Annotated in this window: 21 protein-coding genes; 18 read left to right on the top strand and 3 right to left on the bottom strand. The window is 34.4% G+C overall.

Annotated features, from left to right (window positions below; genetic code table 11):
• Positions 1 to 20 precede the first annotated feature (20 nt).
• The 3 genes from ACMGE9_RS04525 to ACMGE9_RS04515 are packed head-to-tail and all read right to left on the bottom strand — an operon-like array spanning position 21 to position 1,128.
• Complete coding sequence (locus ACMGE9_RS04525) at positions 21 to 287, bottom strand: zinc ribbon domain-containing protein (protein WP_414044063.1); 267 nt, start codon at positions 285 to 287, stop codon at positions 21 to 23.
• An 11-nt stretch (positions 288 to 298) separates the two neighbouring features.
• A complete protein-coding gene (locus tag ACMGE9_RS04520; protein WP_414044444.1) occupies positions 299 to 628 on the bottom strand; it encodes a VOC family protein in 330 nt (109 codons plus the stop codon).
• A 41-nt stretch (positions 629 to 669) separates the two neighbouring features.
• Complete coding sequence (locus ACMGE9_RS04515; RefSeq protein ID WP_414044062.1) at positions 670 to 1,128, bottom strand: SRPBCC family protein; 459 nt, start codon at positions 1,126 to 1,128, stop codon at positions 670 to 672.
• A 161-nt stretch (positions 1,129 to 1,289) separates the two neighbouring features.
• Here ACMGE9_RS04515 and ACMGE9_RS04510 point away from each other — a divergent pair, with 161 nt between their 5' ends.
• The 18 genes from ACMGE9_RS04510 to ACMGE9_RS04425 all read left to right on the top strand — a co-directional run bounded on the left by ACMGE9_RS04510 (position 1,290) and on the right by ACMGE9_RS04425 (position 16,724).
• A complete protein-coding gene (locus tag ACMGE9_RS04510; RefSeq protein WP_414044061.1) occupies positions 1,290 to 2,048 on the top strand; it encodes a hypothetical protein in 759 nt (252 codons plus the stop codon).
• A gap of 4 nt (positions 2,049 to 2,052) precedes the next feature.
• Positions 2,053 to 2,652 carry a Type 1 glutamine amidotransferase-like domain-containing protein gene (locus ACMGE9_RS04505; protein ID WP_414044060.1) on the top strand — a complete coding sequence of 200 codons (600 nt, stop codon included), beginning with the start codon at positions 2,053 to 2,055 and terminating at the stop codon, positions 2,650 to 2,652.
• Positions 2,653 to 2,738: 86 nt separating this feature from the next.
• Entirely contained in the window at positions 2,739 to 3,176 is a 438-nt protein-coding gene (locus tag ACMGE9_RS04500) for a VOC family protein (protein ID WP_414044059.1), read from the top strand.
• A gap of 232 nt (positions 3,177 to 3,408) precedes the next feature.
• Positions 3,409 to 4,284, top strand: coding sequence for an ABC transporter ATP-binding protein (locus ACMGE9_RS04495; RefSeq protein WP_414044058.1), 876 nt, complete (start codon positions 3,409 to 3,411; stop codon positions 4,282 to 4,284).
• The gene (locus tag ACMGE9_RS04490; RefSeq protein ID WP_414044057.1) at positions 4,271 to 5,008 is read left to right on the top strand and encodes an ABC transporter permease; all 738 of its coding nucleotides are present in this window, start codon (positions 4,271 to 4,273) and stop codon (positions 5,006 to 5,008) included. The genes ACMGE9_RS04495 and ACMGE9_RS04490 overlap by 14 nt, the downstream gene beginning before the upstream one ends.
• Positions 5,009 to 6,076 carry a sensor histidine kinase gene (locus tag ACMGE9_RS04485; RefSeq protein ID WP_414044056.1) on the top strand — a complete coding sequence of 356 codons (1,068 nt, stop codon included), beginning with the start codon at positions 5,009 to 5,011 and terminating at the stop codon, positions 6,074 to 6,076.
• Positions 6,076 to 6,672 (top strand): response regulator, encoded by a 597-nt coding sequence (locus ACMGE9_RS04480; protein WP_414044055.1) that lies wholly within the window; start codon positions 6,076 to 6,078, stop codon positions 6,670 to 6,672. The genes ACMGE9_RS04485 and ACMGE9_RS04480 overlap by 1 nt, the downstream gene beginning before the upstream one ends.
• Before the next feature lie 107 nt (positions 6,673 to 6,779).
• On the top strand, positions 6,780 to 7,088 hold the full coding sequence (locus tag ACMGE9_RS04475) for an ArsR/SmtB family transcription factor (RefSeq protein ID WP_414044054.1): 309 nt from the start codon (positions 6,780 to 6,782) through the stop codon (positions 7,086 to 7,088).
• A gap of 2 nt (positions 7,089 to 7,090) precedes the next feature.
• Positions 7,091 to 7,222, top strand: coding sequence for a hypothetical protein (locus ACMGE9_RS04470; protein ID WP_414044053.1), 132 nt, complete (start codon positions 7,091 to 7,093; stop codon positions 7,220 to 7,222).
• Complete coding sequence (locus ACMGE9_RS04465; protein WP_414044443.1) at positions 7,222 to 8,514, top strand: arsenic transporter; 1,293 nt, start codon at positions 7,222 to 7,224, stop codon at positions 8,512 to 8,514. The genes ACMGE9_RS04470 and ACMGE9_RS04465 overlap by 1 nt, the downstream gene beginning before the upstream one ends.
• Before the next feature lie 10 nt (positions 8,515 to 8,524).
• Positions 8,525 to 8,926 (top strand): arsenate reductase (thioredoxin), encoded by a 402-nt coding sequence (gene arsC, locus ACMGE9_RS04460; protein WP_414044442.1) that lies wholly within the window; start codon positions 8,525 to 8,527, stop codon positions 8,924 to 8,926.
• A 2-nt stretch (positions 8,927 to 8,928) separates the two neighbouring features.
• On the top strand, positions 8,929 to 9,117 hold the full coding sequence (locus ACMGE9_RS04455) for a DNA-directed RNA polymerase subunit alpha C-terminal domain-containing protein (RefSeq protein WP_414044052.1): 189 nt from the start codon (positions 8,929 to 8,931) through the stop codon (positions 9,115 to 9,117).
• Between the two features lie 390 nt (positions 9,118 to 9,507).
• Positions 9,508 to 10,866 (top strand): dihydrolipoyl dehydrogenase, encoded by a 1,359-nt coding sequence (gene lpdA / locus ACMGE9_RS04450; protein WP_414044051.1) that lies wholly within the window; start codon positions 9,508 to 9,510, stop codon positions 10,864 to 10,866.
• 17 nt (positions 10,867 to 10,883) lie between these two features.
• Positions 10,884 to 11,834 carry a thiamine pyrophosphate-dependent dehydrogenase E1 component subunit alpha gene (locus ACMGE9_RS04445; protein ID WP_414044050.1) on the top strand — a complete coding sequence of 317 codons (951 nt, stop codon included), beginning with the start codon at positions 10,884 to 10,886 and terminating at the stop codon, positions 11,832 to 11,834.
• Positions 11,835 to 11,847: 13 nt separating this feature from the next.
• Entirely contained in the window at positions 11,848 to 12,870 is a 1,023-nt protein-coding gene (locus ACMGE9_RS04440) for an alpha-ketoacid dehydrogenase subunit beta (RefSeq protein WP_414044049.1), read from the top strand.
• A 15-nt stretch (positions 12,871 to 12,885) separates the two neighbouring features.
• The gene (locus ACMGE9_RS04435) at positions 12,886 to 14,184 is read left to right on the top strand and encodes a dihydrolipoamide acetyltransferase family protein (RefSeq protein ID WP_414044048.1); all 1,299 of its coding nucleotides are present in this window, start codon (positions 12,886 to 12,888) and stop codon (positions 14,182 to 14,184) included.
• Between the two features lie 200 nt (positions 14,185 to 14,384).
• On the top strand, positions 14,385 to 15,827 hold the full coding sequence (locus tag ACMGE9_RS04430) for a sucrose-specific PTS transporter subunit IIBC (RefSeq protein ID WP_414044047.1): 1,443 nt from the start codon (positions 14,385 to 14,387) through the stop codon (positions 15,825 to 15,827).
• A 318-nt stretch (positions 15,828 to 16,145) separates the two neighbouring features.
• The gene (locus tag ACMGE9_RS04425; RefSeq protein ID WP_414044046.1) at positions 16,146 to 16,724 is read left to right on the top strand and encodes a nitrous oxide reductase accessory protein NosL; all 579 of its coding nucleotides are present in this window, start codon (positions 16,146 to 16,148) and stop codon (positions 16,722 to 16,724) included.
• The last annotated feature ends 21 nt before the right edge of the window (positions 16,725 to 16,745 follow it).

The following is a 16,745-nucleotide window of genomic DNA, read 5'->3' as shown; positions in this document are numbered from 1 at the left end:
AATATCCCTAAGCTGTTTCGTTATTTCCATCGCTCTAATTTTTTAAGTTGCATTGGATAGAAAGTTTTCATCATAAATTTAACGACTGGATTGCCTTTACCATTTGAAATACCGTTCTTACCACGTATAAGCATTTCGGACATTGTAATATCAGGATCAATATATTTACCGTCTTTATAACAATAGTTACAAAACTTTGCGCTTAAACTACCATCTGATTCTGTTCCGTTTACATCTTCACCGTGTAAATTAAGGGGCATTCCACAGCTTTGACAAAATTTCTCCATATTCATTCTCCTTATACGTGCTGGTCAAATAATAATGTATTACCGTCTAAATCTTTTATCATGAAATAACCAGGACCTTCCTCATTTTCTGCTGTAAGTGGTGTTATCAATTCGTACCCTGCTGATTCTAATTTCGTTGCAATTTCTCGAACATCTGTGCCTTCTGTAGCCTGACCTAAGGCGTCCCATTTCGGGTTAAATGTCATCATAAATTCTTCAAACATCCCTTGAAATAAACCAATACGTGCTGAACCGTTACTTAATACAATCCAGTTTTGAGTCATGTCACCACTCACTTGCTCAAAGCCTAATGTTTCATAAAATTTAAGTGATGCATGGATGTCTTTAACCGGTAAGCTTACTGAAAAATTTCCTAATTGTATTATATCGTCTCCTTTAGAGCTTCTTGTTTTACACGTTCCATAAAACGATCAACCACTTTTTGATTTTGTTTTTTGGGCATAACTTTCAGCATTGCTTTTCCTGCAAGGTTAATCCCTCTGTTTGAACCACTGTAAGTAAAACGTGTTTCGTGTTCTGAAATCTTTTCTAATACATAATCTGCTTCAATATCAAACATCTTAGCCAGTTGAAATCCTGACTTATTGTGCTTACGTGTAGGCGTATCCTCATGTTCTAAATCAGTTACAATATATTTCATCACTTTATTACCTTCTTTGTATGACTGTTCATACGTCGAACCAACAACACCTGGTTTCTTTTCTAACACTTTCATTTCAACCACTTGAGGCATAATACGTTGAATATTCTCTATATCAAATAAAGACCAAACTCTCTCGATATTCACAGGGAGTAACATTTCTTCTTTCCAAGTTAACATAATAACCTCCAATATATAACTTCAATTCAATTTTAAATGATATTGTGCAAATAAGCGAAAGAAAAGTGAGAATTTACATCGATAGTTTGGTTATGGTGCTAATATTGAGGTGGATATTAATGGATGTTATGATATAAGAAAGTAATTTGAGGAGTGAAAATGTGTTAAAAAGTCGATTTCAGAGGGTTGCATGGATAAGTTTGGTGATTGGTGCTGGCTACTTAGGATTTGCGCTGTTTGAATTATTCTATCATCAAGAAATTGCAGAAGGGCTTGGAGATGCTGCAATAGCAATCATCTTTTTTAGCCTCGCGTTAATTTATTTTAGAAAGGTTAAAAAGACGGATTGTAGTATTGAAGTATATGAAGATATTAATAAACATAAAAAATTTGTTATACAAAAGGACGTTTCTTTTTATAGCCAATATTTAATATTTTCAGTTAGTGGTGCATTTCTAGGAAAATACAAACCCAATATTACAAATATAAAATCGTTTATGCTTGCAAATCTAGAAAATTTTGTGAGAGCACAACCATTTGAGCATAAGGTAGAAGATGTTGATGGGAATATCATTTTATATATTGATATTAAGGGTACAACAAATCCAACGTTTATTATTTTAGATGAAGATAAAAATATTATTGGAAAAGTAAAGCAACAGCTACTGCAATCATTTCTTGATTATGTATTTGAAATAGAGATAGACAATCAGAAATTTGAAGTGCAATCGGATAAATTAACAAGAGATATACGAGTTGAAGGATTAATGAACATGAATTCAATGAAGGTGCCGCTGGAACTTACAGAAACTTTCAAAACCTTAACACCGACTGTCTATATAATTGAGGATGATTTATCCACAAATAAAGGGAAAATGGGTCTCGCAATCAGTGTGATATATTCAGTATTAAAGGAGTGAGAGGATGACTATATTAATTTCCGGTGGTGGATCGAAAGAAAGTAATGTTTTAGTGAACCATTTTTTTGCTAATACAATTGATAAAGGTAATGTACTTTATATCCCGAATGCAGGTGATGAATCGATTAGGAGTTACCAAGATAGCTATGTCTATGTTAAAGATATGTTTGAAAGTTTAGGGATTCGTAAAATTGAAATGTGTACAAGGTTGAATGATATTACACAAGAATTACTTAATCAATATGAAGCGATTTATATCAGTGGAGGATCTATCTCGAAGTTAGTTGGTGAGATTAGATCAGCTGATATTGAAGAATTAATTATGATGTTTGAAAAAGAAAAAGTGATTTATGGACAAAGTGGTGGAGGAATATCACTTGGAAAAGATGTTTCATATTATGAAGAAGCTCGTGATACTGAACCTTTAGGATTAATAGATTATGCGATTACCTGTCATTATAAAGATGAATATTATGAGCGAATTTTACATGGAACAAAAATGAATACATATTGCATTCGTGATAATGAAGCGGTGCTGTTTGATGGGGATAATATTGAGTATATTAATGGAGAAGTTCTGTTTATTGATAGAAAAAGTGAATAACTTCATATTTTACTTATCATTAATGAATTCTTATACTTAAGATGTATTTTATATTGTATAAATCTTAAACCAAAGGGGATGGTAACATGATTAAAGCAGTACCGTATTTTAATTTTCACAATACTTTAGAGGTGCTAGACTTTTACGAACAACATTTAGGCGCAAAGATTATTAGCAAAACTTTAGGTGACGATGAAATGTTCAAAGACATGCCAGCCGATTTCAAAATGCCAGAAGACGTTGCAAAGCAATTCGTAATGAATGCTGAGTTTGAGATTTTCGGTGAACGTTTTATGGTTAGTGATACTTGGGGTCAAAAAGCAGTAAGTAATGAAGGGACATCTGTTTGCTTCACGCTTGATGGCAACAATGAAGAAGAGATCAAAGCAGCGACCAAATTTTATAATAAAGCCGTTGCGGCTGGTTGTAAAGAAGAAATGCCTTTAGGACAAACTGAATGGTCTAAACTTTACGGTCACTTTAATGATCCGTTTGGTGTCACTTGGATGATCAACGCATTATAAGCTTCTATTTTCCTTCTCTATAACGGAGAAGGATTTTTTTATCGGCCAAAAATGAAGGGGATTTGATATGATGTGAAAAAATAATCCGACAAAATACCGGCATTGAGTACGACATTTCCTCTACCAATCCCTCCATCTATCCTCATGACAAATGTCACATCAAACTCATGACGTATGTGAATTATCATTTTACCTACTTTATTGTTTAATAAAGGTAAGGAGGGTGATTCTCATGATTTCAATTACAAACTTAAATAAAGATATTGGTAAGAAGCACATTCTAAAAGATATTAATTTAACGATTAACAAAGGTGACGCGATGGCTCTTGTTGGTCCGAACGGTGCAGGGAAGTCGACTTTAATCGATTGTATGTTAGGTAATAAAAAGATGACAGCAGGGACAATTGAAGGTCAGTCTCTGGTTCTAGATCATAATAAAACGAGTGTCTTGTATCAACACACTTATTTCACACCAAACATGAAAGTACGACAAATCATTGAATTGTTCCAAAACTTATATCCAAACGCATTAACGATGGATGAAATTAAAACAATTACACGTTTTGATGATTCGGTTTTGAACACGGAAGCAGATAAAGTATCTGGTGGTCAGAAGCGTATATTAGACGTAGCACTTACATTAATAGGTCGTCCTGAGTTTATCATTTTAGATGAACCAACTGTTGGTATGGATACAACAACACGTAAACGTTTCTATGAGTTGATTAAACAATTGAAGTCAGAGGGTAAGACGATATTATTTACTTCACATTATATTGAAGAGGTTGAGAGTTTGTCAGATCGTATTGTTGTACTGCATCAAGGTGAAGTTGTTCGTGATTCAACACCACGTGCACTGCGTGAAGAATCTAGCCAAAAGCAAATTGTATTACCTAGGAAATATGATGTAGTAATGAAAGAACTCAACGACATTGCTCATTCAAAATTAGACGGTGATTACATTGTCATTCATACATCTAAAGTGGATGCAGTCATTAAAGTTTTGATGCATTATCATATTAGTTTTGAGCATGTTGAAATCACGAACGAATCATTATTAGACCGTGTCTTTAAAGTTGTAGAGGAGGAGCGTCATGAAACAGTTTAATGCGATGTTGAAGTATGAGATGATTGATATGAGTCAACGTAAAAGTGTGTTTATTATGTCGGTACTGTTACCTGTCATTTTCTTTTTAGTATTTGCAGCTTTAATGAAGACACCAAAACCAGAACAGTTAGCATTTTATATTCGTGACTATATGCTATCAATGACAACATTTAGTTTAACAAGCTTTGCGATATTTACGTTCCCTGTAGAAATGATTAACGATAAGAATAATGGTTGGAGTCGTTCTTTATTTAGAACACCACTCAACCCAATTATTTATTACTTATGCAAAGTGATAAAGATTGTTATCATGTTTATGATTTCTATTGTCATAGTATTTTTAGTCGGTCACTTCGTGAAAGGTGTGAATATGAGTGCACAAGAATGGGTGATTAGCTTCTTTGGATTGTTGTTTGGTGGTATTATTTTCTTAACGCTTGGCATATTATTATCACAATTTAAAGATGCTCAGAAAGTCAGCACATTAGGTAATATATTATATTTAGGTTTAGCAATGCTCGGAGGTCTTTGGTTCCCGGTCGTAACTTTCCCTGAGTGGTTACAACCGATTGCGAAAATGACGCCAACGTATAATTTTAAAAATATTGCAGCAGGACAATTCGAAGATACTTATCCATGGGAATCGATTGGTATTTTACTTATCTATGCTGTCATCTTTATAATAGTAAGTGTATGGATGAGAAGGAGATCGGAAGTGATTTAAATGAAATGGCGTCATATTAATTTATTACAATATGGAACTTCACTAATCTTTTTGATATTTCCAATATCTAATATGTTAGCAACACAACAATTTGAATGGAAATTTTTGAAGTTAATCGTTATTACGCTATATGCATGTTCTGCAATATACATGATGAATAAAAATAAGAATAAATATGTATTTTCGGCATTTTGCATTGTAATTGTATCTATCACATTTTTTATTCATTTCTGTAATGTTGGTAATATATTATTTTATTTGTTTCCAATTTCATATGTGCCCTATGCGTTAGGGAAGACAGTGAAATCAGCTTATGGTCAGATAATGTTGATTACATTTGTAGCAAATTATTTAGTCATTATCATGAAAGATATGAACTTAGGAATTGAATTAATGCCACACTTTCTATTCATCATTATGATGATGTTCTCGATGGATTACTTTGCAGAGCAATCTCGTAAACAATATGAAATGAATATAAAGAATGAGAAACTCGCATTACTATCATCACAAATAGAACGTAATCGTATTTCTCAAGACCTACATGATTCACTTGGACAAGTGTTTAGTACGCTTGCAATTAAGTCAGAACTCGCAATGAAATTGATGGACCAATATCCTGAAATGGCGCAAGATGAATTGAAAGAAATTCAGATGTTGTCGCAAACTTCTTTATATAAAGTGAGGAGTATTATTAATGATATTAAATCAACAACGATTGATGATGAAGTAACGCATGTTGGAAAAATATTAACTGACGCCGGTATTGAGTTTGAACGTCATGTGAATTATAAACACGTTGGAGAATTACAACAACATGAAATCAGTATGTTGATAAAAGAGTTAATCAATAACGTCGTAAAACATAGTAACGCGACTAAAGTCTTGTTATCAGTAAATCAAATAGATGAGTCACTTAATTTGATAATAGAAGATAATGGCCGAGGATTACCAGGGAATGTTATTTTGAAAAGCGTTGAAACGCGAGTTGCAGCAATGGGTGGGACAATAACAACAGAAGATTTGAAATCAGGGTTAGGTGTATACATCACAATAGAGGTGAAGTAATGAAGTTACTCCATGCAGAAGATCAGAGTATGTTACGCGAAGCGATGAAGAAGTTATTAATGATAAGTGGTTCGTTTGATGAAATCATCAGTGTTTCGAATGGTACAGAAGCGATTGAAATGATAGATAATACCTTTGATGTAGCTTTACTTGATATTGAGATGCCAGAGAAGAGTGGATTAGAAGTCTTATCATACATTCGTGAGCAAACATTAGACGTGAAAGTTATTATCGTGACAACATTTAAAAGACCAGGATATTTCGAACGTGCAATTAATTTAGATGTGGATGCATATGTACTTAAAGAACGTTCTGTAGACGATTTAATAGAAACAATTGCTTTAGTAATGAACGGAAGAAAAGAATATAGTCCTGAATTGATGCCAATGATGCTAACTAAAAATCCTTTATCGGGTAAAGAGCAAGAAATATTATCGTTAATTGGTGATGGTTTAACAAGTAAGGAAATCAGTCATAAACTCTTTTTGAGTGACGGTACAGTTAGAAACTATACAAGTATTATTCTTGAAAAATTGGGTGCTGACAATAGGGTGCTTGCCTGGAAAATGGCCAAAGAATTAGGGTTCATAGATTAAGATCATATTATTATGATCTTTTTTTGATATGAATATAGACAAACGTCTATATTCAATGTATACTAAACAAGAAATATAGATGACCATCTATATAAAGAGGTGAAGTTATGGATTATGAATATATAGCAAAGTTGCTGAAAGTATTGTCAGACAAAAATAGGTTAGAGATTGTAGATTTACTCAGTTGTCGCCCATTATGTGCATGTGATATATTAGAACACTTTGAATTCTCTCAACCGACATTATCACATCACATGAAGCAGTTGAAACAAAGTGGTATCGTTACAAGTTGGAAAGAGGGAACGAACGTCATGTACGCCAATAACTTAGAAGTCATTGAACAAATTGTCAAACTACAAAATCAAATCTTTGTCCCCCATCAAAATTGTGTGTGCAAAACAAAAAAGAAGTGCTAATCATGGGACTGATGATATGTTTAACAGTAAGATTCAAGCAGGAAGAAATGAAATTAATACATTTAATCAAGCATCAATCGTTTGTAGCAATACAACCGTATGATGTATTTATAGAAGAGGTAGCAGCACTATGATAACAGGCATTGCAATCGCAATATTTTTAATTACATTAACATTAGTCATCTGGCAGCCGAAGAACTTATCAATTGGTTACTCAGCTGTAGGAGGAGCTATTTTAGCATTAATCTTTGGTGTCGTTGATTTTAATGATGTTATAGATGTAACAAATATCGTGTGGAACGCAACATTTACATTTATTGCAGTCATATTAATTTCTCTTATATTAGACGAAATAGGATTCTTTGAATGGGCAGCATTACACATGACGCATCTTGCTAAAGGAAATTCATTCAAGATGTTTGTCTACGTATGTATTTTAGGGGCAATTGTAGCAGCATTTTTTGCAAATGACGGTGCAGCACTCATATTAACACCAATTGTGTTAGCGATGGTACGTAACTTAAACTTTAATGAGAAGATGGTCTTTCCTTTTATCATTGCATCAGGATTTATTGCAGATACAACCAGTTTACCGCTTGTTGTGAGTAACTTAGTCAATATCGTTTCTGCAGATTATTTTAATATTTCATTTATGGAATACGCTAAACACATGTTCATTCCGAACATATTCAGTTTAATTGCGAGTATTACAGTACTTTGGTTATACTTTAAGCGTAATGTTCCGAAGTCGTATGATGCGAGTACGTTACGTGAACCGAAATCAGCAATTAAAGATATGAAGTTATTTAAAATGTCTTGGCTTGTATTAGCGATTCTGTTAGTTGGTTACTTAATCAGCGATTTTATTAATTTTCCAGTAAGTATTGTAGCTATGGTCATCGCATTTATATTCATTATGTTTGCTAGACATAGTCCTGCCGTAAATACGGGTAAAGTAGTAAAAGGCGCACCATGGGCGATTGTATTTTTCTCGATTGGCATGTATGTTGTAGTTTATGGACTAAAAAATGTGGGATTAACAAGTTTACTTGCAGGTGTGATTGACAACATTACACAAATGAATTTATTTGGAACAATAATGGGGATGGGTTTCTTATCAGCGATATTATCGTCTGTCATGAATAACATGCCAACAGTATTAATTGATTCAATTGCTATTAAACAAAGTGCAGCGACAGGTATGATTCAAGATGCATTAGTATATGCGAACGTTATTGGATGTGACTTAGGTCCAAAGATTACACCAATCGGAAGTCTTGCAACACTTTTATGGTTACATGTATTAAGTGGTAAAGGCGTTAAGATATCATGGGGTACTTACTTTAAGACAGGTATTGTCATTACAATTCCGGTGTTGTTTGCAACGTTAGTTGGATTATATGTATCAATGATACTATTTGGATAAAAGGAGAATAATAATGACTAAAAAAACAATCTATTTCTTATGTACAGGGAACTCTTGTCGTTCACAAATCGCTGAAGGGTTTGGTAAAAAATATTTACCAGACTGGAATGTCTATTCAGCTGGGATTGAAACACATGGTGTGAATCCAAAAGCAATTGAAGCTATGAATGAAGTGGGCATAGATATTTCTAATCATACATCAGATTTAATTGATAAAGACATTTTAAACAATGCAGATTTAGTTGTTACATTATGTGACCATGCGAAAGATGTGTGTCCAGTCACACCTAAACATGTTCGTTCTGAACATTGGGGGTTTGAAGATCCAGCAGGACAAGATTGGCCAGTATTTCAACGTGTACGTGATGAAATTGGTGCGCGTATAAAACGTTTCGCTGAAACAGGTGAGTAAGTATGGAATTGCCAAAAATCAGTCAACCTGCGATGCGTGCACTTACTAGCATAAATGTGAAGTCACTAGAAGACATTATGAAATATAGTGAAGAGGAACTTCTTGCCTTACATGGATTCGGACCAAAGAGTATTCGAATCTTAAGAAAAGAAATGGATGCGCATGGTATGAAATTTAAGAATGAAGAATAAATTGATAGATGAAAAGTGGGACAAATTTATTTGTTCCGCTTTTTATTTTTTTTATGTAAGAAATATCACATTGCTATATCGTTTTCACAAGGTCTTTTAGGGTGCAAAATTTCACAATATTTAAAGATATCTTATCTAAAAAAAGATAGAGAAAATTATGAAAAAATACTTTATTAATCGGGATTATCAGTTTTAATTAGCTAAATACGATAAATAAATTAAAATTTGAAAATGACTGTAATGTTGTGAAATAACACATTATTTACAAAAATAAGTATGAAATCATGTGAAATAGGTGTCACAAAATAGTTAAAAAATATTCTGACAAATAATTTGTAAACGCTTACAATTAGCGTTACAATGAACTTGTTAATTGAGAAAGAGGTGATGATGTTGAAATATAATTACGATGTTGCTGTCATAGGTGGTGGTCCGGGTGGTTACGTCACTGCGATAAGATTAGCGCAGTATGGTAAGAAAGTTGTTTTATTTGAAGGGAAAAGTTTAGGTGGGACTTGTCTAAACGTTGGTTGTATTCCTTCTAAAGCAATGCTCAGAATTTCAGAAGTCATGTCGACAATCAAAGAAGCAGAGAAGTTTGGAATCACCACAAAAAATGTGCAGTTAGATTACTCGAAAGTGAAAGATTACAAAGACAATGTTGTTTCACAACTTGTCAATGGAGTTGGATATTTACTAAAGAAGAATGGTGTGGAAGTTATTAGTGATTTTGTAACTGAGATTAAAAATCATGATATTGCATATGGGAGAAATAAAATTTCGGCTGAAAACATTATTTTAGCAACTGGATCACAGCCTTTTATTCCACCAATTCAAGGATTAGAAAAAGTTGAATTTGATACAACGGATTCAATCTTCACGTGGGAGTCTTTACCGAAATCACTCGTCATCGTAGGTGGTGGCGTGATTGGTGTTGAAATGGCACAAGCATTCGCACCACTTGGAACGAAAGTGACACTTATAGAAGTCGCAGATGACATTTTAATGACTGAAGATAAAACTGCACGTCAATTAGTAGAAAAGCACCTAGAACAAGAAGGTATTACAATTATCACAAAAGCCAAGATTTCAAACATAGAAAAAAACAAAATTAAAGTTGATAAGGAAACAATTCAATTTGAAAAATTACTCATCGCCACAGGACGTAATACAAATTTAGAATTAGCGAATAACTTAGGTATCAAACTCACTGAAAATAAAAAGTTCATTGAAGTGAACGATTATATGCAAACATCACAAAATCATATTTATGCAATTGGAGATATCATTCCTGGTTATCAATTAGCGCATGCTGCAAGTCATGAAGGATTTGTAGCTGCAGACCATATTGCTAAAAATAACCCTCGCAAGCTCGATCAAACTAAAATACCACGTTGCGTATACACAACTCCTGAGATTGCTTCTTTTGGATTAAGTGAAGAGGAAGCTAAAATAGATTATGACGTGAAAGTAACTATGTACAATCTTGCTGGCAATGGTAAAGCAATCGCATATGGAGATGCATCAGGATTTGTAAAAATAATTAGTGATAAGAAATATGGAGAAATCTTAGGTGCAGTTATTTGTGGAGCACATGCAACAGAGCTAATCAGTACGATTTTAGCAGTAAAAAATTCAGAAGGAACAATGGATGAATTATCACATCAAATATTTGCGCATCCAACCGTATCAGAATCAATTGGAGAAAGTGCTGAAGATTTCTTTGGATTAAGCATTCATCAATCATAATAAGGGAGGAACTAACAATGGAAAAAGAAAAAGCGCTATGGATTTACCGTAAAATGAATGAAATTCGTGAATTTGAGGATGAAGTGCATAGAATCTTTTTAACGGGGACGATTCCTGGATTCGTACATTTATATGCAGGTGAGGAAGCTGTTGCAGTCGGTGCGTGTGCAGAATTAAATGATGCAGATTATATTACAAGTACCCATCGTGGTCATGGACATGCAATTGCGAAAGATTGCGACATTTTAGGGATGATGGCTGAGATTTATGGTCGCAAAGATGGACTGAACAAAGGTAAAGGTGGTTCAATGCATATTGCCGAAGTTGAAAAAGGTATTTTAGGAGCGAATGGTATTGTGGGTGCTGGTTTCCCACTAGCTAATGGTGCAGGACTTTCTGTTAAAACATTAAAACAAGATGCTGTTGCAGTGTGTTTCTTTGGTGATGGTGCATCAAACGAGGGGACATTCCATGAAGGATTAAACTTTGCCTCAATATTAAATTTACCTGTCATCTTTGTATGTGAAAATAACGGATTTGGTGAAGCGACACCACATAGATATGCATCTGCCTCAGAAACAGTAGCAGAACGTGCCTCAGCTTATAATATGCCTGGACATCACGTTGATGGTAAAGATGTCATTGCTGTAAATGAAGTAATGGTTGAAGCAGTAAAGCGAGCAAAAGCTGGAGAAGGTCCAACATTAATTGAATGTAAGACATATCGTAACTATGGTCACTTTGAAGGAGATGCACAAAGTTACAAATCAGATAATGATGAACTACGTGATTTAGATCCGATTGTTATTTTTAAAGAGCGTGCATTGAAAGAAAAATGGATGACAGAGGACGAAGCCAAAAAAATCGAAGATGAAGTAAAAGCATTAATAGAGGAAGCAGTACAATTTGCAGAAAATAGTCCATTACCAGACGAGTCTTCATTATTAGAAGACGTCTATGCGGATTAAGGAGGATAAAATCATGACAAGAGAACTTACATTTATGCAGGCAGTGACTGAAGGTATTGACCAAGCGATGGAGAAAGATGACACAGTGATTTTAATGGGTGAAGACGTTGCCGGTGGTAATACAGTTGAGCACCTAAAGGGTGATGAAGCATGGGGTGGCGTATTTGGTCTTACAAAAGGGATTGTAGGTAAATACGGACGTGATCGTGTAATCGATACGCCTATTGCAGAGCAAAACTACGTTGGTGCAGGTGTCGGAGCGGCAGCGACAGGTTTACGTCCCATCGTAGAGTTAATGTTCAATGACTTCATTGGATATGCATTAGATGCATTGCTGAACCAAGGTTCAAAAATGCGTTATATGTTTGGAGGAAAAGCTAAAATTCCAATGACAATGCGTACTGTTCATGGTGCAGGTGCATCTGCAGCCGCGCAACATAGTCAATCATTGTATGGTATGTTCGGAGCGATTCCAGGTATAAAAGTCGTAGTTCCTTCAAATCCATATGACGCAAAAGGTTTATTACTCGCAGCAGTTGAAGATGATAATTTAGTTGTATTTTCTGAAGATAAGACGTTATACGGTATGAAAGGCGAAGTGCCTGAAGAATATTATACGGTAGAGATTGGTAAAGCAAAAATTGTACGTGAAGGCGAAGATTTATCAATCGTTGCCATCGGTAAGATGGTACATGTAGCACTTGAAGTAGCCGATGAATTAGAAGGCCAAGGGGTATCTGTAGAAGTAATTGATTTAGTTACTGTTGCACCTTGGGACCAAGAAACAATAATGAACTCAGTAGAAAAAACAAATCGATTGATTGTAATTGATGAGGCAAATCCACAAAGCTCAACAGGACACTCAATTGCAGCAGTTGTCGGCGATAAAATGTTTGATCACTTAGATGGGCCAGTCAAAGTAATTACAGCTCCACATGTACCAGTCCCATTCGCAGCAAATTTAGAAGCTTTATACATTCCGAATAAAGAAAAAGTATTAAAAGAAGCAGCAGAAATTATCGAAGATTTAAAATAAAGCGAGGTGACTATAATGAGTAAACGTATCAATATGCCTAAACTAGGTATGACCATGACAGAAGGAACAATTGATGAATGGTATAAATCAGTAGGAGATGCAGTGAAAAAAGGCGAAGCTGTATGTATGATTGCCTCTGAAAAGTTAACGATGGATGTTGAGTCACCAGCAGATGGCACTTTAATTGAAATTACGGTTGAAGCAGGAGGGCTTGCAAAAGTCGGTGATCAAATGGGTCTTATTGGCGTTGAAGGTGAATCAGCAGTAAGTAAGGCATCAGGAGACGACGAAGCATTAAGTGAATCTGGTGAACCTACAAATGAACGTCAAGCGATACAAGATGCCGCAGAGAAATCTGATAGCTTTGAACGTACACATGATAATGAAATTAACCAAAATGCAATTGAAGAAGAGAAACATCCAACTGAACAAGGAAATGTATCTGCTAAACGTGTCTTTATCACACCATTAGCAAAGAAAATTGCAAAAGAAAAAGGCATAGATTATACGCAAATTAAAGGTACTGGTGGTAACGGACGTATTACGAAACGCGACGTTGAGAAAGCACCTGCTCAATCTGCAAGTCCTCAACAAAATGTCGCTCAAGTAGCAGTACCACAATCTGTAACACCTAAAAACTTAAGTCCAATGCGTAGTGCCATTGCATCAAACATGATGAATAGTTTACAAACAACTGCACAATTAACATTACATCAAAAAGCAAATGCAGATAAATTATTCAAGTTTAATAAAACATTAAAAGATGAAGTGAGTAATAGCGGTTTAGATATTAAAGTAACAGTGACTGCTTTAATTACAAAAGCTGTATCACTTGCATTAAAAGACGATATTAAAATGAACAGCACATATAAAGATGGTACTTTAGAGAAACATGATACTGTGAATATCGGTATTGCAACATCACTTGATGATGGTTTAATGGTACCAGTAATTCTTGATGCTGCTAGCAAATCAATTGGTGATATCGCAGCACAAATTGTTGAATTATCTGATGCAGCTAGAAATGGTAGCTTAGAGAGCGATAAGATGAGCGGCGGTACATTTACAATCACTAATATCGGAACATCAGGTATCGAATACTTCACACCAGTGTTGAACGCACCTGAAGTAGGTATCTTAGGTGTTGGCTCATTACAAAAAGAGTTAAAATTAGTAGATGGAAAGGTAAAAGAAGCGAAAATCTTGCCATTTAGTTTAACAATTGATCATCAAATTGTTGATGGAGCAGATGGCGCAAACTTCTTAACATCATTAATTAAATACATCGAAAATCCATATCTATTAGTACTATAATTTTGAATGTAACTACTTTGCACGGTTCAAAGTCGAACCGTGCATTATTTTTATTAAGTTTCCAAGATAAACGAAAAAATATTAAATGAAAGCGTTGACAGGAATTGATTTTCAGAGTAAGATAAATTTAAATTAATCGCAAAGTTCACTGACATATTTTTTTAAACTAAAATGGAACCGGTTCCAAAGGAGGAAGTAAAATGGATTACAATCAAGTTTCAAAAGACATTCTTGCAGCAATTGGTGGGAAAGAAAATATCGATGCAATGGCACATTGTTCTACTCGTTTACGTTTGGCACTAAAAGATGAAAGTATCGTCGATCAAAAAGCTTTAGATAATATGGATGCTGTCAAAGGTACATTTTCATCAGCCGGACAATATCAAATTATAATTGGGGCAGGTACAGTTAATACCGTATTCAATGAAATGAGTAAAATCACTGGAATGGATGCAGCAACAAAATCAGAAGTTGCTTCTAAATCAACGAAAAAGATGAATCCATTACAACAATTCGTAAAAATGTTATCAGATATCTTCGTACCAATCATTCCAGCAATCGTAGCTGGTGGTTTGTTAATGGGGATCAATAACTTATTTACAGCACCGGGTCTATTCTATCCAGGAAAAACAACTGTCATTGAAGCAAATCCAGGACTTGCAGGTTTAGCAGATTTCATTAATTTATTGGCCAATGCACCATTTGTCTTCTTACCGATTTTAATTGGATTTAGTGCAGCGAAACGTTTTGGTGGTAACCCGTATTTAGGTGCAGCACTCGGTATGATCTTAGTGCATCCAGATTTATTAAATGGATATGACTTTCCGAAATACACTGCTGCAGGTAAAGAAATTCCAGCCTGGGATTTACTCGGATTAAAAGTTCAAAGTGTAGGGTATCAAGGACAAGTGTTACCGATTTTAGTAGCGAGTTGGATTTTAGCAACAATCGAGAAAAACTTACGTAAGATTACACCATCATGGTTAGATAACTTAACGACACCTTTAATCGCATTATTCACTACTGGTTTCTTAACATTCTTATTTGTTGGACCATTAACAAGAACAGCTGGTAACTATTTAACAGATGGTTTAACTTGGTTATATGAAACAGGTGGATTTGTTGGAGCAATGATTTTTGGATTCTTCTATGCACCAATTGTAATTACAGGTATGCACCACTCATTCATCGCAGTCGAAACGCAACTGATTGCAGACGCTGCAAAAACAGGTGGCTCATTCATTTTCCCGATCGCAGCGATGAACAATGTATCTCAAGGTGCAGCAACTTTAGCAGTATTATTCATTACTAAAAATGAAAAATTAAAAGGTATTTCGTCAGCAGCAGGTATTTCAGCATTATTAGGTATTACAGAACCAGCGATGTTCGGAGTTAACTTAAAATTACGTTACCCATTCATTGGCGCCATAATTGGTTCAGCAGTGGGCTCAGCATATATTGGACTCATGCAAGTTAAAGCGACTGCATTAGGTGCTGCAGGATTACCTGGTATCATCTCAATCGCACCAGGTAGCTATATCAATTATGCTATTGCAATGGCAATTGCAATTATCGTCGCATTTGTTACAACTTTTATCCTATCAAAACGTCCTAAAAATAAAGAGATTGAAGAAGAAGCATAATGCATCTCAGATTCTAGATGGATACATTTGAATAGTTAGACGTAAAAGGAATGGATTAATCCATTCCTTTTATTATGCCTTTTTTATAAGCCCATTATATTTACAATTATAGAAGTCTTTATTTAAAAAGTATTATATCTTACCAAAGTGCTATGAAATAAGAAAGTAAATAGACAAATATTGAATATTAGGGGATAAATTATAAAGTTCAAAATTTAGAAATAATATTTACAAAATTTTTTCACAAATTTGAGAGATGTAAGCGCTATAAAGACGATACAATAAGAGGTGAGATTAAATTAAATAGGGGGAATTATTTTGAAAAGAATTTCAGTTTTATTCGTAGCATTAGTAATGTTACTCGCAGCATGTGGAACTAAAGAGGATGTTAAAAAAGCGGAAGGTACTAAAGAAGTCTCAGAAGAAGCTGTGAAAAAAGAAACAAAAGTAGACGGTTATACATTAAAAGAACCACAAGAAGATACAAAGTGTGCTGCTTGTGATATGAAAGTATACCAAAAAGACCATAAACATGGTAAATATAGTGCGCAAGCAATTGGGGAAGATGGGAAGAACTATTTCTTTGATGACTTATTCTGTTTATTAAATTATGAAAGAAAATCAGGTAAAAAGATGAAAGCAAGATTTGTGAGAGATCATAATTCTTTAGAATGGATTAATGTTGATAAAGCAAACTTTGTTAAAGGCGATATTAAGACACCTATGAATGTAGGTATTGCAAGCTTCAAAACAGAAAAAGAAGCAAAAGTATTTGCTGATAAATTTGAAGCAGAAATTGAAAAGTTATCTTCAGTAGATAAAAAGGCAATGATGCGCTTTATGGAAAAACAAAAAGAAATGAAAAAAGGAAACAAAGAACAAGAACATGAGATGTAAAAATGCCAAGAGACAAATGTT

The sequence above is a fragment of the Macrococcus animalis genome (genome assembly GCF_047425875.1).
GTDB lineage: Bacteria > Bacillota > Bacilli > Staphylococcales > Staphylococcaceae > Macrococcoides > Macrococcoides animalis.
The sequence above is the reverse complement of the archived record's forward strand: the minus strand, read 5'-3'. Positions and strand labels throughout refer to the sequence as shown.